General features: G+C 67.7%; 20 protein-coding genes. 3 read left to right on the forward strand and 17 right to left on the reverse strand.

Annotation, left to right across the window (positions count from 1 at the left end; translation table 11 throughout):
• Positions 1 to 22: 22 nt before the first annotated feature.
• From QM618_RS10570 to mraZ, 16 genes are all read right to left on the reverse strand, one after another.
• Complete coding sequence (locus tag QM618_RS10570; protein WP_428098461.1) at positions 23 to 307, reverse strand: YggT family protein; 285 nt, start codon at positions 305 to 307, stop codon at positions 23 to 25.
• 16 nt (positions 308 to 323) lie between these two features.
• Complete coding sequence (locus QM618_RS10575; RefSeq protein WP_428098465.1) at positions 324 to 776, reverse strand: cell division protein SepF; 453 nt, start codon at positions 774 to 776, stop codon at positions 324 to 326.
• 52 nt (positions 777 to 828) lie between these two features.
• Positions 829 to 1,578: a polyphenol oxidase family protein gene (locus QM618_RS10580; protein WP_428098468.1), complete on the reverse strand. Its 750-nt coding sequence runs from the start codon at positions 1,576 to 1,578 to the stop codon at positions 829 to 831.
• A 10-nt stretch (positions 1,579 to 1,588) separates the two neighbouring features.
• The gene (ftsZ, locus tag QM618_RS10585; RefSeq protein WP_428098472.1) at positions 1,589 to 2,746 is read right to left on the reverse strand and encodes a cell division protein FtsZ; all 1,158 of its coding nucleotides are present in this window, start codon (positions 2,744 to 2,746) and stop codon (positions 1,589 to 1,591) included.
• A 125-nt stretch (positions 2,747 to 2,871) separates the two neighbouring features.
• A complete protein-coding gene (locus tag QM618_RS10590) occupies positions 2,872 to 3,885 on the reverse strand; it encodes a cell division protein FtsQ/DivIB (RefSeq protein WP_428098476.1) in 1,014 nt (337 codons plus the stop codon).
• Complete coding sequence (murC, locus tag QM618_RS10595; protein WP_428098479.1) at positions 3,882 to 5,210, reverse strand: UDP-N-acetylmuramate--L-alanine ligase; 1,329 nt, start codon at positions 5,208 to 5,210, stop codon at positions 3,882 to 3,884. The genes QM618_RS10590 and murC overlap by 4 nt, the downstream gene beginning before the upstream one ends.
• The gene (gene murG / locus QM618_RS10600; protein WP_428098482.1) at positions 5,207 to 6,322 is read right to left on the reverse strand and encodes an undecaprenyldiphospho-muramoylpentapeptide beta-N-acetylglucosaminyltransferase; all 1,116 of its coding nucleotides are present in this window, start codon (positions 6,320 to 6,322) and stop codon (positions 5,207 to 5,209) included. Before murG ends, murC begins: the two co-directional genes overlap by 4 nt.
• Entirely contained in the window at positions 6,315 to 7,535 is a 1,221-nt protein-coding gene (locus QM618_RS10605; protein WP_428098486.1) for an FtsW/RodA/SpoVE family cell cycle protein, read from the reverse strand. Before QM618_RS10605 ends, murG begins: the two co-directional genes overlap by 8 nt.
• Positions 7,535 to 8,896: a UDP-N-acetylmuramoyl-L-alanine--D-glutamate ligase gene (gene murD / locus QM618_RS10610; RefSeq protein ID WP_428098489.1), complete on the reverse strand. Its 1,362-nt coding sequence runs from the start codon at positions 8,894 to 8,896 to the stop codon at positions 7,535 to 7,537. The genes QM618_RS10605 and murD overlap by 1 nt, the downstream gene beginning before the upstream one ends.
• Positions 8,893 to 9,981 (reverse strand): phospho-N-acetylmuramoyl-pentapeptide-transferase, encoded by a 1,089-nt coding sequence (gene mraY / locus QM618_RS10615; RefSeq protein WP_428098494.1) that lies wholly within the window; start codon positions 9,979 to 9,981, stop codon positions 8,893 to 8,895. The genes murD and mraY overlap by 4 nt, the downstream gene beginning before the upstream one ends.
• The gene (locus QM618_RS10620; protein ID WP_428098497.1) at positions 9,978 to 11,351 is read right to left on the reverse strand and encodes a UDP-N-acetylmuramoyl-tripeptide--D-alanyl-D-alanine ligase; all 1,374 of its coding nucleotides are present in this window, start codon (positions 11,349 to 11,351) and stop codon (positions 9,978 to 9,980) included. Before QM618_RS10620 ends, mraY begins: the two co-directional genes overlap by 4 nt.
• A complete protein-coding gene (locus tag QM618_RS10625) occupies positions 11,348 to 12,925 on the reverse strand; it encodes a UDP-N-acetylmuramoyl-L-alanyl-D-glutamate--2,6-diaminopimelate ligase (protein ID WP_428098503.1) in 1,578 nt (525 codons plus the stop codon). The genes QM618_RS10620 and QM618_RS10625 overlap by 4 nt, the downstream gene beginning before the upstream one ends.
• A 2-nt stretch (positions 12,926 to 12,927) precedes the next feature.
• A complete protein-coding gene (locus tag QM618_RS10630) occupies positions 12,928 to 14,712 on the reverse strand; it encodes a peptidoglycan D,D-transpeptidase FtsI family protein (protein ID WP_428098506.1) in 1,785 nt (594 codons plus the stop codon).
• Positions 14,712 to 15,188, reverse strand: coding sequence for a hypothetical protein (locus tag QM618_RS10635; protein ID WP_428098509.1), 477 nt, complete (start codon positions 15,186 to 15,188; stop codon positions 14,712 to 14,714). Before QM618_RS10635 ends, QM618_RS10630 begins: the two co-directional genes overlap by 1 nt.
• Complete coding sequence (gene rsmH, locus QM618_RS10640; protein ID WP_428098514.1) at positions 15,185 to 16,159, reverse strand: 16S rRNA (cytosine(1402)-N(4))-methyltransferase RsmH; 975 nt, start codon at positions 16,157 to 16,159, stop codon at positions 15,185 to 15,187. The genes QM618_RS10635 and rsmH overlap by 4 nt, the downstream gene beginning before the upstream one ends.
• A gap of 103 nt (positions 16,160 to 16,262) precedes the next feature.
• The gene (gene mraZ / locus QM618_RS10645; protein WP_428098519.1) at positions 16,263 to 16,721 is read right to left on the reverse strand and encodes a division/cell wall cluster transcriptional repressor MraZ; all 459 of its coding nucleotides are present in this window, start codon (positions 16,719 to 16,721) and stop codon (positions 16,263 to 16,265) included.
• Positions 16,722 to 16,917: 196 nt separating this feature from the next.
• Here mraZ and QM618_RS10650 point away from each other — a divergent pair, with 196 nt between their 5' ends.
• Genes QM618_RS10650 through QM618_RS10660 form a run of 3 tightly spaced genes read left to right on the forward strand, consistent with a single transcriptional unit; the run spans position 16,918 to position 21,438 of the window.
• Positions 16,918 to 17,943, forward strand: a complete 1,026-nt coding sequence (locus QM618_RS10650; protein ID WP_428098522.1) for an AAA family ATPase — start codon at positions 16,918 to 16,920, stop codon at positions 17,941 to 17,943.
• A gap of 13 nt (positions 17,944 to 17,956) precedes the next feature.
• A complete protein-coding gene (locus QM618_RS10655; RefSeq protein WP_428098525.1) occupies positions 17,957 to 19,237 on the forward strand; it encodes a DUF58 domain-containing protein in 1,281 nt (426 codons plus the stop codon).
• Positions 19,234 to 21,438 carry a transglutaminaseTgpA domain-containing protein gene (locus tag QM618_RS10660; RefSeq protein WP_428098528.1) on the forward strand — a complete coding sequence of 735 codons (2,205 nt, stop codon included), beginning with the start codon at positions 19,234 to 19,236 and terminating at the stop codon, positions 21,436 to 21,438. Before QM618_RS10655 ends, QM618_RS10660 begins: the two co-directional genes overlap by 4 nt.
• Here the strand turns inward: QM618_RS10660 and QM618_RS10665 are convergent.
• The gene (locus QM618_RS10665) at positions 21,383 to 21,763 is read right to left on the reverse strand and encodes a DUF3040 domain-containing protein (RefSeq protein WP_428098530.1); all 381 of its coding nucleotides are present in this window, start codon (positions 21,761 to 21,763) and stop codon (positions 21,383 to 21,385) included. The two genes, QM618_RS10660 and QM618_RS10665, sit on opposite strands and share 56 nt — an antisense overlap.
• Positions 21,764 to 21,812: the final 49 nt, after the last annotated feature.

Here is a 21,812-nt window from a genome sequence, read left to right on the forward strand (position 1 = left end):
TATCGGCACGCACTTGAGCCGTTTACAGGCCGTTGAGCACCTGCCACGCAATAGAAACCGCGAAGAACAACACGAGGAACGCGAGGTCGAGGCGAATCTGCCCAATGCTGAGCGGCGGGATGATCTTGCGCAGCGCCTTGAGCGGCGGATCGGTGACGGTGAACACGCCCTCGGTGGCCACGAGGCCCGCACCCTTGGGGTGCCAGTCGCGGGAAAGCGAGATCACGAGCGACAGCACAACGCGCGCCAGCAACAAGATCATGAAGAGAAAAAGCAGCAGGCTCGCAAGGTTGATGAGGACATCCACCCGGCGAGCCTACAGGTCAGGCCTGGTCGTAAAACCCGGTCTCCACCCGCTGCGGCTGCTCGTCAACCGCCACATGCACGTGCTTAGGCGACAGCAGGAACACCGAGGTGGCAATCCGCTCGAGCGTGCCCTGGAGGCCAAACGTGAGGCCAGCGGAGAAGTCCACGAGGCGCTTCGCGTCAGCATCGTTCATCGCTGACAGGTTCATGATGACCGGCACGCCAACGCGGAAGGCCTCGCCGATGATGCGGGCGTCGCTGTAGCTCTTGGGGTTGAGCGTCTGGATGCGGCGCAGTGCCGCGGGGTTGGCACGCTCCGGCTCCGGCGCGGCGTGCTTCGCGTGCGAGCGCACCTCAGAGACGTCATGCAGGTTCGTCACAGGGGCAAGCTCGTCTTCGGTGTAGTCGTACTGCTCGTTGTCAGCAACGTCGAATCCGAGGTACTGGGCCATCTTGCGTACCGCGCTCATGTTGTCCCCAATCACGTTCCACGGCACCCTCGTGCCGCTGTCACAAGTAACGCTACGTTGCCCGCGAGGGCCCTCCCAGGAGCGACACGCCGCACACCACGACGCCGGCCTGCCTGCCCGTCACGCCGTCCCTGCGGTGGGAGAAGAATTGCGCCTCCTCGTGGGTGCACGCGCGCACCCTCACCACTTGCCCAATGCCCAGTTCACCGAGCCGGGTCTCGACTGCTCGCGGGATGTCGAGCGCCGGCGTGCCCCACCGCGTCGTCGAGAACGCTGTGGGGTGGCGCTCGGCGATCTCTCGCCGCATTTCCGCTGGCACTTCGTAGCATTGGCCACAAATCGCAGGCCCGACGCTCGCAAAGATGAGCGCTCTGCTCGCCCTCGCGGGACGCCTGTCGAGCAGCGCGGCCACCGCAGCGTCCACCGCACCTTTCCATAGGCCCTGCCGCCCGATGTGGGCGGCAACGACGGCGCCAGAGGCGCCGTCGTGGAGCAACAGCGGAACGCAGTCCGCGGCGAGAGCGACGAGCGCTATCCCAGCCACATCGGTGACGAGGATGTCGGCTGGCGGAACCACAGCGTCGGGCCGTGAGACGTGGTGAACGGTTGCACCGTGCTCCGCGACGACGAAGACTGGCTCGGCGCCCGCCGCTTCCGCTATCGCGGCGCGATTGAGGTCAACGTGGGCGGGAAGGTCGCCTACGTGGTCGGCGAGGTTCAGCGAGTCGTAAGGCTCAACGCTGACTCCCCCATCGCGCGTGGTGAAGAACGCGCGGACGGGGAGCCCAGCGTCGAGTGCCACGCAGGCGCGACTAGCGAAGGAACTCGGGGACGTCGAGCGTGTCCCGAGTGGTTCGAGTGGCGGAGATGTCGATCGCGTCCGTGTCGGCGTCGGCCTCGACGGGCTGCGGGACGGTGCTGGTCTCGGTGGGAGCCACCACCGGCTCGAGCTCCTCGGCCGCGGGGGTGGGCGCGGCGTTCTCGAAGCCGCCGAGCGCTCCCTCGTGCTTGCGCGTGGTGGGCGCCCCGCCGTCGAAGCCCGCGGCGATGACCGTGATGCGGAGCTCGTCGCCAAGGGCATCGTCGATGACCGTTCCGAAGATGATGTTCGCCTCTGGGTGGGCGGCCTCGCGCACCAGGCGGGCGGCGTTCTCCACCTCCTTGATGCCAAGGTTGGAGCCACCGGCGATCGACAGCAGCACACCGTGAGCGCCCTCGATTGAGGCCTCGAGCAGTGGCGACGCGATGGCGCCTTCCGCGGCCTCGAGCGCGCGGTCCTCGCCGCGAGCGGAACTCACACCCATGAGCGCGGTGCCCGCGCCCTTCATGACGGACTTGACGTCGTTGAAGTCCACGTTGATGAGGCCCGGCGTGGTGATGAGGTCGGTGATGCCCTGTACGCCGCCCTGCAGCACCTGGTCTGCCGCCGCGAAGGCCCCGAGCACGGACAGCTTGGAGTCCGAGATCGACAGCAACCGGTCGTTGGGGATCACGATGAGCGTGTCCACTTCTTCGCGCAGCTTCTCGATGCCCGCCTGGGCCTGGTCCGCACGGCGGCGACCTTCGAAGCCGAACGGGCGCGTCACCACACCAACGGTCAGCGCGCCAAGCGCGCGGGCGATGCGGGCCACCACGGGCGCGCCGCCCGTACCGGTGCCGCCGCCCTCGCCTGCCGTGACGAACACCATGTCGGCGCCGCGCAGGGCGTCAGCGATCTCGTCCTCGTGGTCCTCTGCGGCCTTGCGGCCCACCTCGGGGTCCGCGCCGGCGCCGAGGCCGCGCGTGAGCTCGCGACCGATGTCCAGCTTCACGTCCGCGTCGGACATGAGCAGAGCCTGCGCGTCGGTGTTGATCGCGATGAACTCCGCGCCCTTGAGGCCAACGTCGATCATGCGGTTGACGGCGTTCACGCCGCCGCCGCCAACGCCGACGACCTTGATGGCGGTGATGTAGTTCTGCGGTGCGGCCATGGTGCCTTCCCTTTCAACCTTAACCTTCAACTTGACGGTTATAGTTATGTCAAGCTGTCCTGCGATGACGGTACGGCCGCTTCCGCCGTTATCGGCGTATTGGGCGGGCGTGTCGCGGGGTTGAACTAGTTGTTCTTGGTGATCGGCAGCGTGGGCGCGGAGACATCGATGATGTCCGCCTTCTTCGCCTTCTTCGATTCAAGCAGCACCGTCAGCACCTGAGCCTTGAGGGCCGAGTCCTCTGCGCTCCCCCACTCCACGCGCGGCCCCTTGCTGAGTTTGAAGGACACCGAGTCGGTGGTGGCCGCGGACATCGAGTCCACGCGATTGCGCAATTCGTCGGGAAGCGTGTTGATCACTCCGAGCGCAGCCTGCAGCACCTTCTCGTTGTCCTCCGGCACGGCGAGGCTCGGCAGGTCCTTTGGCGCCTTCGCGGACCTGCCCACCTGAATGCCTTCGTCGTCCACAAGGTCGAACCCACCCTTGGGGTCAGGGATCGCCGCCACGGGTTCGCGCGATTCCAGCGTGATCACCAGGCCGTCTGGCCACGAGCGCTCCACGTGCGCCTCGCGCACGCCGGGGATGTCCTTGAGCTGGCTCGCCAGGTGCCCCACGGAGAACGTCGCGAGCGATGCGCCCTCCGAGGCGTCGACGACCTCGCGCACCTCGGCTGGGTCCACCACGGTGCCGTAACCGGACACCTGCACGTTCGCTGAGTCCAACGCGAACACAGGAGACAGCAGCACCAGCCACACGGCAGCGCCCGCGATGATGACGTACCCCGCGCGGCGCCCCCACACGATCGCGCGCCTACGCTGCTTGGCCTTGCGGCGCTCCGCCTCGCGCTCGTCGCGGCGTTCCGCGAGCGGCGGCACCACCGTGGCCCTCGCCTTCTCGAGCACAACGGTCAGAGCGCTCACCGTGGACTTGCCTGCGTCGGTAAGCGCCGTTCCTGCCCGACGCTCCGGCGGGCTGGCAACGGGAGGCGCGGGCTTGCGCGGGGCTGGCTTGGGTGCGGCGGGCCGCGCGGGCGCTGCCTGTTTGGTGACCCGCGGCTGCGGCGCGGTGGGTGGCGACGTGCTGACGCGCGCCCATTGGGGCGCCGCGGGAGGCCGCGAGGGGCGCGTTGGCTCGCTCATTGCGCGCCCAACTCCGCGAGAATCCAGTCCGGGGACTTGGTGACGGTGCCTGATCCCACCGTCAGCACCGTGGAGCCGGGCCTCGCGAGCGATGCGGCAATGCGCGCGGCGTCCTCGAGCGACTCCGCAACGGTCACGGATCCCACGATGTGCTGCGCGATGAGTTCCGAGTTGACCCCCTCGATGGGGTCCTCGCGGTCGCCGTGTACGGGGGCAAGCACTACGTCGGCGTTGTCCACCGACAGCGCGGCGGCGAAGTTCTGGAAGTGATCGCGGGTACGCGTGAACAACGCCGGCTGGAACAGGATCACCAAGTGACCCGCACCCGCGTCGCGAGCGGCGGACACCACGGCCGCCACCTCGGTGGGGTGATGCGCGTAGTCGTCGATGACGCGCACCCCCCCGGCCTCACCGCGTAGCTGGAAGCGCCGTCCCGTGCCGCCAAAGCTCCCGAGCGCAGCCGCCGCGCGAGAAGGGTCCGCACCCATCTCCACCGCCGCGGCCCACGCCGCGGCGGCGTTGAGGCGGTTGTGCTGCCCAGGCACGGGTACTGCCAAGGGGTGGGTGGCGCCAAAGCCGGACACAGCGTCGGGCGTAACCACCGCGTCAAAGCCATCTCTTGCGCCGTAGGTGAACACGCGCACCCCTGCCTGCGCTGCCCGGCGGGCGATGCCCATCACCACGGGATCGCCGCCGTGCGCAATGAGCACCTCGCACGAGAGGGCGAAGTCCGCGAAGGACTCGTGAAGCGCCTCCACAGTGCCGTAGTGGTCGAGGTGATCGGGCTCGATGCTCGTGACGATGCCAACGTGCGGGGCGTAGCGCAGGAAGGAGCCGTCGGACTCGTCGGCCTCCACCACTCCCACGTCGCTCGTGCCCGCATATCCGCCCGCGACGGCCCCCTCCACGCCAAAGACCCGCGCCCCCACCGCGAAACTCGCATCCACGCCCCCACCGTGCAGGGCGCACGCCGTCATGGCGGACGTGGTGGTCTTGCCGTGCGAGCCGGCCACCGCAACCAGCCGCAGCCCCTCGAGCGCCCACACCAGGGCCTCCGAGCGGTGAACCACGCGAATGCCCAGCTCGCGAGCGCGCGCCAGCTCGGGGTTGGTCTCGCGGATCGCGGTTGAGACCACCACGGCGTCGGCACCATCAACGACCGCCGGGTCGTGGCCAACGCGCACGTCCATCCCGGAGTCTTTGAGCGCCAGGAAGTACGCGCTTTCGCCGCGATCGCTTCCCGTGACGTCCACGCCCTTCGCGGCGACAAGCCGTGCCACCGCGGACATCCCTGAGCCGCCAACGCCAATGAAGTGCCACCTCATGACGCCACCCCCTCAATGAGGTCGGCGAGCCTCGCCGCGCCGTCGGGGATGCCAACGCGAGCCGCGGCCTCCGCCATCGCCGCCGCGCTTGCGGCGTCAAGGATGAGGCGCTCGGCCTCAAGTTCCACACGCGCGGGGGTCAGCTCCGCGTCATCGACGAGCACCGCGGCACCCGCAGCCACGGCCGACCTCGCATTGAGGGCCTGCTCGCCATTCCCAATCGGCAGCGGCACGTACATCGCGGGAATGCACAGCGCGCTGACCTCGCTCACCGTGTTTGCTCCCGCCCTGCACACCACGGCCGACGCTGCGGCAAGTGCGGCGCCCATGTCGTGGGCGTATTCGGAGACTTGGTAGGCGTCGCGGAGGGCCGCGGGAAGGTCGCCTTTGGCACGCAGCGCGGCGTCATCCTTTCCGTGTCCCGTGAGGTGGATGACGTGAATGCCGTGCCGGACGAGCGTTGCGGCGGCCTGCGAGACAGCAGAGTTGAGGCTCGCCGCTCCCAGGGAGCCGCCCGTGACGAGCAGCACCTTGGCGTCCGCCGGCCAGCCGCGGGCCTCGCGCGCGTCCGCGACGCGCTGCTGGCGTTGGGCGGGATCGCTCATGGCCGCGGCTAGTTCCGCGATCTGAGGACGCAACGGCAGCCCTGTCAAGACCGCGTTGGGGAGCGTCGTTCCTGGGAACGTGGTCGCAACGGCCGCGGCGAAGCGGGCTCCGTACTTGTTGGCAAAGCCGGGGCGAGCGTTGGCCTCATGCACCACCACGGGCACACCCGCCTTGCGCGCGGCCCTATAGACGGGGGTGGAGACGTAACCGCCAAAGCCCACCACAGCGTCGGCCCTGGTATCGCTGATGATCCCAGCCGCCTGGGTGGTGGCGCGCGAGAAGTCGCGCGGGAAGGTCACGCTCGCGGCGTTGGGGCGGCGCGGCAGCGGGACGCGATCCACGAACCGCAACTCCACACCCGCGCGCGGCACCAGTTCGGTCTCGAGACCCTCCTTGGTGCCCACGGCCACCACCTGGTGACCGCGACGCTGCAACTCCGCCGCTGTGGCAAGCAGTGGATTGACGTGGCCTCCGCTGCCGCCCCCGGCAAGCACAAAGCTACCCACGCCGCCCCCCGGACAGCACCGTGAGGGAGCGCCGCACCACGGAGGGACGAGCGGCAAAGGCCTCGGCGGCGCCGGGTTCGGCGCGCGCAAAGGCCATGAGCACGCCAATAGCGGTCATGGACGCGATGAGGGACGATCCACCGGAGGAAACCAGCGGCAACGGCAGTCCCGTCACGGGCAGCAGGCCCACCACGACGGCGATGTTGATGCACGCCTGGCCAATGATCCATGCCCCAATGGCGCCGCCCGCGATCTGCACAAAGGGGTCGCGCGAGCGGTGCACGATGCGGTTCACCGCAACGATCATCATGCCGAACGCGAAGAGCACAAGCAGCGTGCCGATGAGCCCAAACTCCTCGCCGATGATGCCGAAGATCATGTCGGAATCGGCAACCGGAAGGCCGCCGCCCCACTTCTCGCGGCTCATGCCTGGGCCAAGACCCCACACGCCGCCCGACGCGAGCGCCCACAGGGCATGCGTGCTTTGCATGCACGCGTCCTGAATGTCGCAGTTCGCGGGGTTGAGCCAGGTCTCGATGCGCGCGGTGCGCGTCTCTCCTTGCGCCACCAGCGCGAGTACCCCGATGAGGCCCACGATTCCTGCCATCACGAAGAAGCGCAGCGGCAGTCCCGCAATCCAGTAGGCAGCGACCACGATCACGACGAGCACGATGGCCGTGCCCATGTCGTGACCGTAGAGCACAAGGCCAATCACGATGGCGGACATGATGCCGCCCGGAACGAAGATCTGCTTCCACGTGGTGAGGTGCTTGCGAAAGCGCGCGAGGACAACGCCCAGATACAGCGCGAGGCCCAGCTTGGCGACTTCCGATGGCTGGAACGTGACCAGGCCCACCTTGATCCAGTTGCGGTTTCCATTGAGCGTCATTCCCGCAGCGGCAACAACAAGCAGCAGGCCTATCGACGAGTAGAGCACCCAGGGCGCGAGCCGCTTCCAGGCGATCACGGGCAACCGCGACCCGATAACGAGAGCGATGAGGCCCACGGTGAACGCCGCGAGCTGGATGAAGAACAGCTTGTACGGGTTTCCGTCAGTCGCTTTGAGCGACTCGATCGAGGAGCTCGAGAGCACCGAGGCAAGGCCAACAATGAGGAGGATTCCGGCCGACGCTGCCAACAGATAGTAGGTAGCGGCCGGCGACTTCCACGCTGACGCCATGGTGCGAGGCTTGGCGGCAGCCGTGGCGGTCATTACCCCTCCATGCGCCTCACCGTCTCGGCGAACGCGTTCCCTCGGTCCGCGTAATCGCGGAACTGATCCATCGATGCACTCGCGGGCGACAGCAGGACCGTGTCACCGGGCCTCGCCAACGAGCGAGCGGCCTCCAGAGCGCGCTCCATGACAGTGTCTCCCGGGGGTATTGCCACCACGGGGATATCGGCGGCGTGTTCCGCGAGAGCGCTCGAAAGTGGCTCTTGGTCCACGCCGATGAGCACCACGGCGTGCACGCGATCGCGGATGGTCTCGACGAGCTCACCGAACTCCTGCCCCTTGGCGAGGCCGCCCGCTATCCAGACCACAGCGTCGGGCCCAAATCCGCCGAAGGCGGCCTTGACCGCGTGGGCGTTGGTGGCCTTGGAGTCATCCACGTAGGTGACGCCGGCAAGCTCGCGCACAAAGGCGGTGCGGTGGTGGTCAAGGGAGAAACCGCTCAAGCCCTCGTGGACGGCCTCCGGCCCCACGCCCACTGCGCGCGCGAGCGCGGCGGCGCTCAGCGCGTTAGTCGCCAGGTAGGGCGGAACTGCGCCCGCGACCAAATGGGCCAGATCGTCGAGGGTTCCCAACTCGATGGCGTGGGTGCGCCGCTCTTGGTGGAAGGCCCTGTCCACGAGATGCCGGTCGACGATGCCCAGTTGCGAGACGGACGGCACCCCAAGGGTGACGCCGATGGCGCGGCAGCCGTCGATGACATCCGCCTCTTCCACCATCTGTTCCACGAGCCGGTCAGCCGCGGGGTAGACACACGCCACCTGAACATGCTGGTAGACGCGCGCTTTCGCCGCGCGGTACGCCTCCAGGGAGCCGTGCCAATCGGTGTGGTCGTCGTCCGCGTTGAGGCACACGGCGGCGTGCGGGGACAGCGTGTGGGTGAAGTGCAGCTGCAGGCTCGCGATCTCCACGGCCACGAGGTCACACTGGGCGCGGGCGGCCTCGATCACTGGGATGCCCATGTTTCCGCACACGCGCACGTCGAGCCCGCCTGCCGCGGCGATCGCGCCCACCATCTGGGTGGTGGTGGTCTTGCCGTTGGTGCCGGTCACGAGCACCCACGGGATATCCGGCCGCCGCACGCGCCACGCGAACTCCATCTCTGACCAGATGGGCAGGCCCGCGGCCTCGCACGCGCGGATCGCCTCGCTATGCGGGGCGAAGGCGGCGGAGGCCATCACCACGTCGAAGGCGGAGAGGTCCACCTCGTCAACCGAGAGGTGATCGGCAGCGCCATTGGCGTCCACCGTCACGGCGGTGGCGCCCAACTCGCGGCATGCGGCGACGGTGCTGGTGCCGGCGACCCCTACCCCCAGCACCAGAACGCGGAGGCCCTCGATCATGAGAACTGCGCGACGAACTCTTGGTAGAAGATCGCCATGCCAAGGCCAGCGGACAGGCCAGCGATGATCCAGAACCGCACCACGATCGTCACCTCGCCCCACCCAAGCATCTCGAAGTGATGGTGAAGCGGCGCCATCTTGAACACGCGTTTACCACCGCTGAGTTTGAAGTAGCCGATCTGAATGACGGAACTCGCAACCACGATGACGAAGAGGCCGCCGATGATCACGCCGAGCAGTTCCGTGCGCGTCATGAGCGTGATGCCGGCGATCGCGCCACCAAGCGCGAGCGAGCCAGTGTCTCCCATGAAGATCTTGGCCGGGCTGGCGTTCCACCATAGGAAGCCAAGGCTCGCGCCCGCGATGGCGGAGCACAGGATCGCGAGGTCGCGGGGGTCACGCACCTCGTAGCACTGCGCCACGTTGTCCGTGAATCCGCACTTCTGGTTGAGCTGCCACAGGCACACCAGCACGTAGGCGCCAAAGAAGATCACGGACGCGCCTGTGGCGAGGCCGTCGAGGCCGTCGGTGAGATTCACGGCGTTTGACCACGCGGTGATCAGGAAGTTGGCCCAAATGATGAACAGCACGAGCGTCACCGCGGGCCCAAATACCGCGAAGTCCAGAGCGGTGTCGCGCAGGAACGAGATAGCGGTGGAGGCCGGCGTCACTCCCGCCTCGTCGGGGAACTGCAGCGCGAGCACCGCGAACGAGATGCCGACCACTGCCTGGCCAAGAATCTTGTAGCGCGCCCGTAACCCAAGCGAGCGTTCTCGCGAGATCTTGATGTAGTCGTCGAGGAAGCCAACGAGGCCAAGGCCAACCATGAGGAACACCACGAGCAGCGATGACACGTTGGGCGTGCGGTCCGTGGCGAGGTTGGCGACGATCCACCCGAGCAGCGTGGCGACGATGATCACCACGCCACCCATCGTGGGCGTTCCGCGCTTGACGTGGTGGGATTCCGGGCCGTCTTGGCGGATGAACTGCCCGTACTGACGGTTGGTGAGGAAGCGGATGTACAGCGGGGTGGCGAACAGCGAGATGAAGAGCGCTATACCGCCAGCGAAGACAACCGCCCTCATGCGTCCTCCCTCACCAGTTCTTCCGCAAGCTCGTACAGCCCGGAGCCATGAGACCCCTTCACCAGCACGGTATCGCCCGCCACGAGCCGCTCCTCGAGATAGGCGCGAGCCTCGCCAATGGTACCGACGAACGCGGCCTCATCGCCCCACGAGCCTTCGCGCACTGCGGCGTCGAAGGCGGGCTTGGCACCCTCCCCCACCACCAGCAGGTAGTCGATTCCCAGACGCACGGCGTTGTAGCCCACATCCCAGTGCGCCTCTCGCGACGCGTCGCCCATCTCGAGCATCTCGCCCACCACCGCCACGGTGCGGCCGCCGTCCGCGACGTCCAGAAGGGCGCGCAGTGCCGCGCGCATCGATTCCGGGCTCGCGTTGTAGCTGTCGTCAATGATGGTGACCCCGTCGCTGCGCTCGGTGACGGCCATGCGGTGTTCACTCACGGGCGCGGCGGCGGCGATCGCGGCCCCGGCTTCCTCGGCGGGAAGGCCGCATTCCACGGCGGTTGCCAAGGCGGCAAGGGCGTTCGTGACGTGGTGCTCGCCAACGAGCGTCAGCGTCACCCTGCTGCCCAACGCTCCCCTCACCACGGGCACAAAGCTCGCCCTTCCGCGGTCAAGGGTGAGGTCACTCGCCTGCACGTCAGCGTCACCGCCCATGCCAAACGTGACCACCCTCTCGGCGTATTGCGCCATCGCGGCCACGGCCGCGTCGTCGGCGTTGAGGATGGCCACGCCACCTGGGGCGAGTCCCTGCACAAGTTCTGCCTTGGCTCGAGCGATGCCATCGGGGCCCTCATAGCCACCAGAGTGCGCCGTGCCGACGATCAGCACCACGGCGATATCGGGCGGCGCGATGGAGGTGAGGTAGGCGATGTGGCCAGGGCCGCTCGCTCCCATCTCGAGCACGAGGAAGCGCGTGGTCTCATCCGCCGCGAGCACCGTGAGAGGCATGCCGATCTCATTGTTGTAGCTGCCAACGGGAGCCACCGAGCTGGGCAGCGTCTGGGCGAGGAGGTCCTTTGTGGAGGTCTTGCCGTTGGAGCCCGTGATGCCGATCACGGTGATCTCGCCTTCGGTGCGCAGTAGCGCCAAATAGGCGCGGGCGAGGGCGCCGAGCGCCACCTCTACGTCGTCAACAAGGATGTGCGGGGCGTCGACGGGCTGGGACACGAGGCACAGCGTGGCCCCCGCGTCCACCGCCGCTCGCGCGTAGGCGTGGCCGTCAACGCGTTCGCCGACGAACGCCAAGTACAGCGAGCCGGGCGTGACGTCGCGAGAGTCCTTGACCACAGACGTCACCACGGCGTCGACGTCGGCCACAAGAGACCCTGCAACCGCGTTTGCCACCCATTGCGCGGTGAGCGGCCTCACGATGCCGCCTCGCGCTCCGCGACGATCTTCGCCTGCGCGGCGAGGTACGCGTCGCGATCGTTGTAGCGGTAGAACACGCCTGCTATCTCTTGGGTTGGCTCGTGGCCCTTGCCCGTCACGATGACCGTGTCCCCTGGCCGCCCAAGTCGCAAGCCGTATTCCACGGCGGCCACGCGCGGCTCCACCTCGTGGACGTCGCGAAGATCGGGGCGCTGCTTCTCGATCCCCTCGCGAATCGCGGCACGAACGGCGGCGGGCTCCTCGGAGCGCGGGTTCTCGTCCGTCAGCACAATGACGTCAGCGAGGCGGGCCGCGATCTCCCCCATGACGGGGCGCTTGCCACGATCGCGATCGCCATCGGAGCCGAAGATGAGGATGAGCCGCCCCGGAGTGATGGGCCGCACTCCCTTAAGCGCGAGCTCGAGCGCGTCCGGGGTGTGGGCATAGTCGACGATAGCGAGCGGGTCCACGTCGGAGCGCTCGATGACGCGCTCCATGCGCCCCGGCACCGCGTGGGCGGTGGCGACTCCCGCGATCGCAAGGTCAAGCGGCACTCCCGCCGCATGCGCCGCGGCGATTGCGACCATCGCGTTGGAGACGTTGACAAGCCCCGGAAGCGGGCTCTCCGCGTTGCGCTCCACCCCGTCCGGCCCGCGGAACGTGAAGGTGGACCCCACGCCATCGAGGCCAACATCGGCGGAGATGACCACCCAGTCCGCCTCGCGCTGCGCGTCCACGAGCGTCGAAACGGTCTCCACCGGAATCTCCACCCGAGCAGCGAGCGTTCGCCCCCACTCGTCGTCAATGTTGATGACTCCCCTGCGCGCGCGCCCAGGCTCAAAGAGCCGCGCCTTCGCGTCCAGGTAGCCCTCCATGGTCTTGTGGAAGTCGAGGTGATCCCACTGCAGATTGGTGAACACCGCAACGGAGAAGTCGACGCCGCTAATACGGTCCAGCGCCGCCGCATGCGACGACACCTCGGTCACGGCGGCCGTGACGCCCTCCTCGAGCATGCGCGCAAGCAGCCCGTGCAGCACAGGGGCCTCCACGGTGGTCCGCGGGGACTCGATCGCCTCGTCGCGCACGCGTAGCTCGACCGTGCCAAGGATGCCGCGGTTGGGGTGCACCTGTGCTAGCGCGTTGTCGATGAAGTAGCTCGTGGTGGTCTTGCCGTTGGTTCCCGTCACACCTACGAATACCAGGCGCTTCGAGGGGTCGCCGTACACCAGCGCGGCCGCCTCACCAATGGCGTGGCGAGGGTCAGCGGAGACAAGCACGGGCACCCTTAGCCCCGCGAGCATCGCCTCTCCCTCGGCGTCTGTCAATACGGCCGACGCTCCACTCGCCACCGCGGCGGCGGCAAACGTGGCGCCGTGTACCTGCAGGCCCGGCAGGGCCCCAAACAGATCGCCGGGGACCACGTCTCGAGAGTCCACGGTGACGCCGGAGACCAAGGTTCCCGCAGCGTCGGGCAGCGACAACCGGGCGCCCGAGCGAGAGGCGACGTCGCCAAGCGACTGAGGGGTCACGGTGGTGGGCCGCAGAGTCATCTCAGGCGGCGACATCTCCTGCATGGTCACTTCCAGGTAGTTGGGTACAGCTTTGCCTTCGACTCCGAAGGCGCCACCCGCAGTTCCTGCAACGCGAAGGTCGCGACGTCCTTGAACACGGGGGCGGCAACCTCACCACCCCAGATGGAGCTCTTGGGGTCGTAGAGGATCACGGTGACGACGATACGCGGGTCGTCGGCGGGTGCCACACCAACGAAGGAGGCGACGATGCACTTGAAGGAGCCGTCCGCACAGGTTGCCTGCGCGGTTCCCGTCTTGCCAGCCACGCGATACCCCTTGATGGCCGCGAGCTTTCCGGTGCCGTCCGTGGTGACGGACTCAAGCATCTTCATGACCTTGGCGGCGGTCTCTTCGCTCACCACACGCTTAGGCTCTTCGGTCTCACGAGCGGTGAAGGTGCCGTCCTCATCGAGGTAACCCTTGACGATGGTTGGCTGCACCTGAACCCCGCCGTTCGCGATGGTCTGGAAGACCTGCGAGGTCTGCACGGCAGTCACACCGAGCGCCTGGCCAAAGAGCACCGCGTACTTGGAGCGGCCATCCCACTTCTTGTAGTCCTTGAGGATGCCCGCGGACTCACCCGGCATGCCGAGGCCTGTCTTGGAGCCAAAGCCGAACGCCTTCAGGTACTCGTAGCGCTGCTTAGTGGTCAGGCGCGAGCCGATCTGCACCGTTCCCGTGTTGGAGGACTCCGCAAGTACGCCAGCGACCGTGAGCTTCTGGGTGCCGTGGTCGTGAGAATCCTTGAATGTCTGCTTGTTCTCGGTGGTGAACTTGTACGGCGCCTTGATGCGCGTGGTTGGCGTGACGAGCCCCTCCTCGATCGCCGCGGCCATCGTGATGACCTTGGCGGTGGAGCCCGGCTCGAAGACCGTGGAGACGGCGCGCGATCCGCGGTCGAGCGGGTTGGTGGTGGCGCCGGGATCGTTGGGGTCCACGCTGTGCGAGTCCACCAGAGCCAGAATCTCGCCCGTCGTGGCATCCTGAACCACCACCGTGGCGCGGGAGGCGCCCGTGGTGCGGAGTTCCTGCGCCACGCGATCCTCCGTGTACCACTGGACGTCGCGATCGAACGTGGTGACAAGCGTCTTTCCTGCTACTGGTGCCGTTTCCTCGTGGACTCCAGTGGGGATGAGGGTGCCGCTGCCGCCGCTTTCATACGTGATGGATCCGGGCGTGCCCGTGAGCAGGTCGTTGTAGGCGAGCTCGAGGCCCGCGAGTCCCGTGGTGCCCGGGCCGTCGGCGGAGCCGCCCATGAAGCCGATGATGTTTCCCGCGATGGCGCCGTTGGGGTAGATGCGCTCGCTCACGGACTCTGGCTGCACTCCGAGGATGTCCTCCTCGTCCACGAGGTTCCACACCTCAGGGGTGACGTCCTTGGCGATGTACACCCACGTGGAATCGCCAACGAGTTTGGCCGCCAGTTCCTCCTCGTCGAGCCCAAGAATGGGGGCGAGAATAGTGGCCGCGTCCATGGGGCCTTCGGCGGTCACCGTACCGTGGTCGGTGCGCTTCCACTTGGCGAGATCCTTCTGATTGACGCCGATGTTGTAGCGATCCACCGTGGTGGCAAGCACCACGCCGTCGCGGTCAACGATGTCCGCGCGCGGCGACGTCACCTCTTTGGTCACGAGCCGCTGCTGCAGCGCCTGCTCCGAGAGCTCCGCGGCCTGCACACCCTGAATCATCACCAAGCGGGCGGCGAATACCAGCAGCAATGCCACCGCCAAGAGAGAGACCGCGCGCTGGCGCACCACAGGATCGCCTACGCGAGCCCTCCCTGCAGCCATCACTTGCTCCCTGATTCGATGACGACCGTGTCCGCCAAGGATATGAAGCCAAACCGGTCAGCAGGCTGCATTCCGAGCTTCCGCGCGTCGGCCCCCAATTGGTCGGGAGACGACTTCTCCTCGAGCGTGGTCACGAGCGCGGCCCGCTGCTCGTGAAGGTCCGCGATCTCAATCTTGAGGTCCCTGCGCTCGTACGCCCCGCTCGCCATCGAGGTGTTGATGAACAGCACAGACGTCAGCGCGCCGATGATGATGAGCGCGCACATCCACGCGAAAGGCACCAAGGACCGCGCCTGCTCCGGCGCGGCGACGGCGCGCAGGTGGTCGCGGCGGCCAGGGGTTGGTCCCGGCCGACGCTGGGGCTGAGTTGAGCGCAACGGCTGGCTCGAGCGCTGGGGCTGAGTTGAGCGCAGCGGCTGGCGTGCGCGCGCGGCAGGCGGGATGGGGCGCGGGTGGCGCGCAGGTGCGGCGCTCATGCTGCCCTCCGTGCGGAAGGAGTCTCGCGCACGCGCTCGACGGCGCGAAGGCGCACGGGCTTGGAGCGCGGGTTAGCCTCCGCCTCCGCTGCGCTTGCCTTCTCCGCTCCGCGAGTGATGAGCCGCAGGTAGGGCTTGTCATCCTCTGGAATCACGGGCAGCCCAACGGGGGCGGTGCTCTCTGCGCCCGCGGCGAAGGTGCGCTTGACGATGCGGTCCTCGAGCGAGTGATACGACATCACCACCACGCGGCCGCCAACCTCTGTGGCTTCGATAGCGCGCGGCATCGCGCGCTCGAGCACCTCGAGCTCGCGGTTCACGGCGATGCGCAGCCCTTGGAACGTGCGCTTGGCCGGGTTGGAGCCAGGCGTGCGGGTGGCCGCAGGAATGCACGCGCGCACCAGGTCAACCAGTTCCGCGCTGCGGGTGATGGGCGCCGTCTGACGGCGGCGAACGATCGACTCGGCGATGCGCGCGGCGAACCGCTCCTCGCCGTAGTCGCGCAGGATGCGGGTGAGCTCTGCCTCGTCTGCGTCGCGCAGGATGTCGGCCGCAGTGACCGGGTCTTGCGAGTTCATGCGCATATCAAGCGGTGCGTCTTGTGCGTAGCTGAAGCCGCGATCCGCCTCATCGATCTGCAGCGAGCTCACCCCAAGGTCCAAGAGAATCCCAGCCGCAGCGTCGGCCCGTGCCACGGCGAGGGCACCCGCGACGTCGTCGTATTCGGCGTGGTGCGCCTTGAAGCGGTCCCCAAAGCCGGCGAGGCGCTCGCTCGCGAGCGCGATCGCCTGCGGATCCCTGTCGATGCCAACCACGGTGGCCTGCGGGCAGCGCTGCAGCAGCGCCTCTGTGTGGCCGCCCAAGCCGAGCGTGCCGTCGATCGCCACGGCGCCAGGGCGCTGAAGGGCGGGAGCGAGCAGGTCAATGCAACGCTCGAGCATCACTGGCGTGTGCCGTGCTCCTGCGTTCACCTCAACTCCTCCACCCTTGGTGTGCCGTGAGCCCCGGTCTCCCTCCGGCTCTCTGGCGGGGGGAAGTCCGTCAGAGCTGCGCGGGAGGAGGCCGCGACTCACGTCACATGTCTTGAAAAACCTCTGCGGCGGTAGCCGCGTAATCGTCTTCGCCGCGTTCCAAGTACTCGTTCCAGGCCGCGACATCCCAGATCTCCACTCGCGAGCCGAGTCCCACCACGGCCACTTCCCTGTCGATGCCCGCGTAATTGCGCAGCGGCGCGCTCAGCATCACGCGGCCTTGCTTGTCAGGAATCTCGTCGCTCGCGAAGCCAAGGAAGTTGCGCAGGTAGTCGCGGGCGTTCTTGTTCTCAAGCGGCGCGCGGCGCAGGCGCTCGTGGATCGCATTGAACTCGTCGATGGGGAACAGAAAGATGCAGCGGTCCAGCCCGCGCGTCATGACCACCCCTGAGGAGAGGCGACCGCGGAACTTCGCGGGCAGAATCACGCGCCCCTTCTCGTCGAGTTTGGGCGTGAACGTGCCGAGGAAGACCCCTGTGGGTCCCAGTCCGTGTTCAGCCACCACGGACCCCCTTTCAGCGCCACGACTCGCCAGATTCCCCCACTTTACTCCACTTCCCTCCACTTCGTCACCGATTTCACAACGTTTCCTCCACCATGAGCGTTCTTTGTGCCGACGCGGTCGCTGGGGTGCGCGCTACCCATTGGGAGGTCCAGGGGTGCGTCGCATAGGCTCGACCCGACAGCGAAGGAGCGTCATGACGAACCCGGTTCCGACCACCGAAGACCTCACCCACGTCGCCCAACTGACGACGCGCGTGCGCGAGACCATCTCGACCGTTCTCTCAGGCCTCGACGGAGCCATCACGGCGACGCTTGCCACCGTGCTCGCAGAGGGCCACGTGCTCCTCGAAGACGTTCCCGGAGTGGGCAAGACGACGCTCGCGAGGGCGCTCGCCGCGAGCGTTGGCGGCTCCGTTGGCCGCATTCAGTTCACGCCAGACCTCTTGCCCTCTGACGTCACGGGCGTCTCGATCTTCCGCAGCGACGATCACCGCTTCGAGTTCCGACCGGGCCCCATCTTCGCGAACGTCGTCATCGCCGACGAGATCAACCGCGCCTCGCCCAAGACGCAGGCCGCATTGCTGGAGTCGATGCAAGAGCGCGCGGTCACGGTTGATGGCGTGACGCGCCAGCTCCCCACTCCCTTTGTAGTGGTCGCCACGCAGAACCCCATTGAGATGGAGGGCACCTATCCCCTCCCCGAGGCGCAGCGCGACCGCTTCATGACGCAGGTGTCCGTTGGCTACCCCAGCGCGCGCGACGAGATGGCGATGCTCGCGAGCCACGACGGCGTTGACCCCTTGGCGCAGATCACGCCGGTGGCGAGCCTCGACGACCTTGCGCGCGCGATTCAGGTGGCGCGCCGCGTCTACGCCGCTCCCGCGATCAAGCAGTACATCGTGGACATCGTCACGGCCACGCGCGCCGATTCCGCGCTTCGCCTCGGCGCCTCTCCGCGTGCGGCCCTGCAGCTGCTCGCGGCTGCGAAGGCGCGCGCGGCGATGGCGGGCCGCAACCACGTGCTCCCCGACGACGTCAAGGCGCTTGCCGTCGCCGTGCTCTCGCACCGCCTGCTCGCCTCCACCGAGTCACGGCTCGCGGGCCGCACCACCCAGCAGATCATGCGTGAAACCGTTGGCCGCACCGCGGTGCCCACCGAGGCTCGCGACGCTCCGGTTGTCCGCGAGCGCGCCGTTGAGCACACCACGGTAGCCCCGTAGATACGGACAGTCCGTGGCAGCCACTGAGGGATCCAAGCGCACCGCCACCGCGTTCAGCGCGCGCGGCGTAGGGCTTGGCACGGCCGGGCTCGTGTTCGGTGGCCTTGGCGTTGGGCTCGCCACGCCCATCCTCGTGTACTGCGGCGTCTTCATGCTCGCCGTGTTCATGGTCTCGTGCATCTGGATGCTGCTGTCCGTCAACACCTTCATCACACGCTTCCCCTACGCTCGCCGCGAAGTAGTGCCGCACCCCCTCACCGCCGGGGTACCAGGAATGGTGACGGTCACCATTAAGTCCGACGGCTCGCGCGCCTCTCGCTGGAGGCGTGCGGTGACGCAGTCGCTGGATATCAGGGAACAGGCCGCCGCCGAGCTCACAGGCGGCATGGGCACCAAGGCGTCCGTGTCTCGAGACGAGACCACGCTGACCCTCTCGTACTCCTTGCTTCCCGCGAAGCGAGGGCGGTGGCCGCTTGGGCCCGCGCTCGTGCATTCGGCGGACCCGTTTGGGGTGCTGTGGTCTGACACGGCGGTTGGCGACGCGGAGATGATCCCCGTCTGGCCCGCCGTGATCGACCTCAGCGGTACCGCGGGCGCGCTCATGGGCCTCGCGGACCGCATCGTGCTCGGCGCGCGCACGCCCTCCCCTGACGACGCGTCCTTGCGCGACTACCGCGAGGGTGATGACCTGCGCCGCGTCCACTGGGCCTCGTCGGCACGGCGAGGGACGATGCTCGTGCGGTCCGACGAGCGCGCGGGCCGCAGGCCCGCCACCGTCCTCATGGACCTCCCGCGAGAACCTGCCGCTCTGGAATGGGCGATTTCAGCGTCGGCCTCTATTGCCTTGTCCGTACTCAACTCCGGCCACCCCGTCCGGATCCTTGGCGCGGGCCTCAACCCCGACGTCTCGCGTCACCTTGGCGAGCACGGCACCGAAGCCGGAAGGGCCGCCCTGCTGGACCAGACCGTCGATCTCACGTCGCCCGTCTCGCAGGCAGCGGCCACCAACCACATCGTGCGTGCCGCGCGTCAAGCGAGCCACGACGCCACCCATGGCGAGGTCATCGTGGCCATCGTCGAGCCCCTCGATGGCGACGCGCTCGACGCCCTCGTGCCCATTGGTGACACGGGACGCGCGTGGGCCCTGGTGCGCACCACGGCCGCCACGGAGCAGGCCGCTCGCGACACCGCGCGGGCGCTGCGCCGTGCAGGGTGGCGCGTTGCCACGGTGGCGACCACGAGCGACCTGACCTCGGTGTGGACCACGTTGCTGTCGTCTGGAGACATCGAATGAACTCCACTCGCACCCCATGGACAGTGACCGCCCTCATGGGCCTCGGCACGTTCCTGGCCATGCTCGCGCTCACCACGCTCATCGACGGCGCCGGCTGGTTGCGCACGGTGCTGTTTGTGCTCGTGGTGGTGTGCGGAGTTGATCTCGCGGTGCGTGCCGCGTCCCGCTCGCGCTTCCTGCCAAGCGCTGCCGCGATTGGCGCCGCCATCATCGTCATGGTGCCGCTGTTTGCCCTGAAAGAGGACGGCGGAAAGCACTTGCTGCCCACGCCGGCGGCCCTTGGGGCACTATGGGACACCTTGGTCGCGGGAGCCGAGTACGCCGCGCGCACCCCAGCGCCCGCGAACCCCACCGTGGAACTGACCGCCCTCGTGGTGGCCTTTGCCGTTGCAGTGTTCGTCGCTGCCGATCATCTGGCGGCCTCATGGAAGGCCGTTGCCGTGTCCGGCATTGTGCTGATCCTGCCGTGGACGCCCGCGATCTTCCTTCAGTACCAAGTGCCGATGTGGGCGCTGTTTGCCACGGCGGCCTGCTGGATGCTCGCGATGGGCGCGGTGCGCTCGTCGCACACCTCGGCGCGGTCGGTGCCGCTCACCGGTGCGGTGATCGCGAGCACTGCGGCGCTGCTGGTGGCCGTTCTGGTGGCTCCCGCCGCCGTGGGAGGCAACGGGTGGGGCGCGATCCCGCGCTTCAACGCGCCGTCCGCGCTCGACACGTCCACGCGCCTCAACCTGGCCCTTGACCTGCGCAATTCGCTCACGGTCAACTCGGCGAAGGTGGTCTTTACCTACGTCTCGACGGGGCGCCACCCCGATGCCCTGCGGCTGTACACGTTGCGTGACTTCGACGGCACCACGTGGACGCGAGAGAAGGACGAGGCCGACGACCTGGTCCCCGTTGGCTCCGACGTGCTGTGGCCGGAGCCGGTGCTTGGATGGGACGACGAGGAGCGCGTCATCCTGTCGTTCGATCTCACGGGCGCCTCCGAGCGTAACCTCCCCATTCCCGTGGTGCCGCGCAGCGTGGACGTCGAGGACGGCTGGCAGTACACCGCGTCGCGCGACGAGGTGACGCAAGAGGACGGCAACACCAACGGGCTCAAATACTCGATCGTTGCGGCGCTCGACTACTTCACGGCAGAGAAGCTCCTCGACACCCAAGGCACCATCGACGCTGGTACCGAGCCGGTCAGCTCCGTCTACACGGAGATGCCCACGTCCGTGGACATTGGGCGCATCAGCACGCTCACGGACCAGGTGACTTCAGAGGCAAATGCGGCCACCCAATACGACGAGGCCGTGGCGATTCAGGACTACTTGCGGGATTCCTCGAACTTCACCTATGACACCTCGGTGAACCCTGCCCGCGGCGGCGATGCCGTATCCCAGTTCCTTGATGACCGCGTGGGCTATTGCGTGCAGTTCGCCACCACCATGGTGATGATGGCCCGCTCCGCAGGCATCCCCGCGCGGCTCGCGATGGGCTACCTTGGCGGCCAACTTGGCGACAACGGCACATGGCAGGTGCTTGGCGGCGACGCCCACGTGTGGCCGGAACTGTACTTCCCCGGCGAGGGCTGGGTGCGTTTTGAGCCCACTCCCGCGGTGCAGACCGGTTCCGCCCCCAACTACACCGTAGAGCAAGGCAGCGGACTGAACCCCAACGTCCCCACGAACATCCCCATCCCCACCACCGTGCCGTCCACCAACCCCACCATTCCGTCGCCCGGCGCAACCTCGCAGACGGGTGGCGACGCGGACGCCGGGGTCTCGGTGTGGGCCATCGTGGGCCTCGTCCTCGTGGTGCTCGCCGCGGTGGCCGTTGGGTGGGTGCTGCGGCGCCGCTCCGCGGCCCACTCGCATGCCCACGGGCCCGAGGCCGCGTGGGAGGCGCTTCGCGACCGGCTTCCAGATCAGCTGCGGTGGGCACCGAGCAGCACGCCCATCGAGGCTGCGTCTCGCCTCGAGCACGAGTTGGACCTTGCCCTAGCTCCGCTCGATGCGGACGGCGCCTCCGCGCTGCGCAATTTGCGCGATGCCGTCAGCGACTCTCGTTATGCGCCACCCGTCGAGGACGGCGCAGAACCCAGCCAGGAATGGCTCATGGAGCAGGTGAATGTGGTGGCGACGCAGGCGAACGAGGCGCTTAGAAGTCGTTCTGATCGCGCCGGCGCTCAAAGCGCTCTTCGACGCGATTCATGAATCCCTGACGCTTCGCCTTGCGCGCGGTGCCGCCCTTGGCGTCACCCTTCGCAGCCGCGGCAGTCGGTGCCTTCTTCGCGGGGGCGAGCATGCCCCACAGCGCGGCGGCAAGCATGAGCGCGAAGCCCAGCACACCCACCACCACGAGTTGCGCGATGGCACCCGCAATCAGCACGCCAAGCCCCGCCACGATGCCGATGAACGCGAACGTCCAGCGGCCGCGCGGGCGCGCGGTCTTCGCCATGGCGGAATTGAGCTTGGTGTCAGCGCCGAGGTCGCGCTCCATTTGCTCAAGCACTCGCTGCTCGTACTCGGACAGCGGCATAGCGACCTCCCTTCGCTTCAGGTGGGTCAAGTCTAGTTCGAATGGCGGG

This window comes from Demequina sp. (assembly GCF_049841215.1).
In the GTDB taxonomy this organism is placed as follows: domain Bacteria; phylum Actinomycetota; class Actinomycetes; order Actinomycetales; family Demequinaceae; genus Demequina.

Coding starts and splice junctions, on each gene's coding strand:
- QM618_RS10650 (WP_428098522.1), top strand. CDS start 16,918: ATGACGAACCCGGTTCCGACCACCGAAGACCTCACCCACGTCGCCCAA.
- murC (WP_428098479.1), bottom strand. CDS start 5,210: ATGAGGTGGCACTTCATTGGCGTTGGCGGCTCAGGGATGTCCGCGGTG.
- mraY (WP_428098494.1), bottom strand. CDS start 9,981: ATGAGGGCGGTTGTCTTCGCTGGCGGTATAGCGCTCTTCATCTCGCTG.
- QM618_RS10625 (WP_428098503.1), bottom strand. CDS start 12,925: ATGCAGGAGATGTCGCCGCCTGAGATGACTCTGCGGCCCACCACCGTG.
- ftsZ (WP_428098472.1), bottom strand. CDS start 2,746: ATGGCCGCACCGCAGAACTACATCACCGCCATCAAGGTCGTCGGCGTT.
- QM618_RS10575 (WP_428098465.1), bottom strand. CDS start 776: ATGAGCGCGGTACGCAAGATGGCCCAGTACCTCGGATTCGACGTTGCT.
- QM618_RS10605 (WP_428098486.1), bottom strand. CDS start 7,535: ATGACCGCCACGGCTGCCGCCAAGCCTCGCACCATGGCGTCAGCGTGG.
- QM618_RS10635 (WP_428098509.1), bottom strand. CDS start 15,188: ATGAGCGCCGCACCTGCGCGCCACCCGCGCCCCATCCCGCCTGCCGCG.
- QM618_RS10630 (WP_428098506.1), bottom strand. CDS start 14,712: ATGGCTGCAGGGAGGGCTCGCGTAGGCGATCCTGTGGTGCGCCAGCGC.
- murD (WP_428098489.1), bottom strand. CDS start 8,896: ATGATCGAGGGCCTCCGCGTTCTGGTGCTGGGGGTAGGGGTCGCCGGC.
- QM618_RS10590 (WP_428098476.1), bottom strand. CDS start 3,885: ATGAGCGAGCCAACGCGCCCCTCGCGGCCTCCCGCGGCGCCCCAATGG.
- QM618_RS10660 (WP_428098528.1), top strand. CDS start 19,234: ATGAACTCCACTCGCACCCCATGGACAGTGACCGCCCTCATGGGCCTC.
- QM618_RS10665 (WP_428098530.1), bottom strand. CDS start 21,763: ATGCCGCTGTCCGAGTACGAGCAGCGAGTGCTTGAGCAAATGGAGCGC.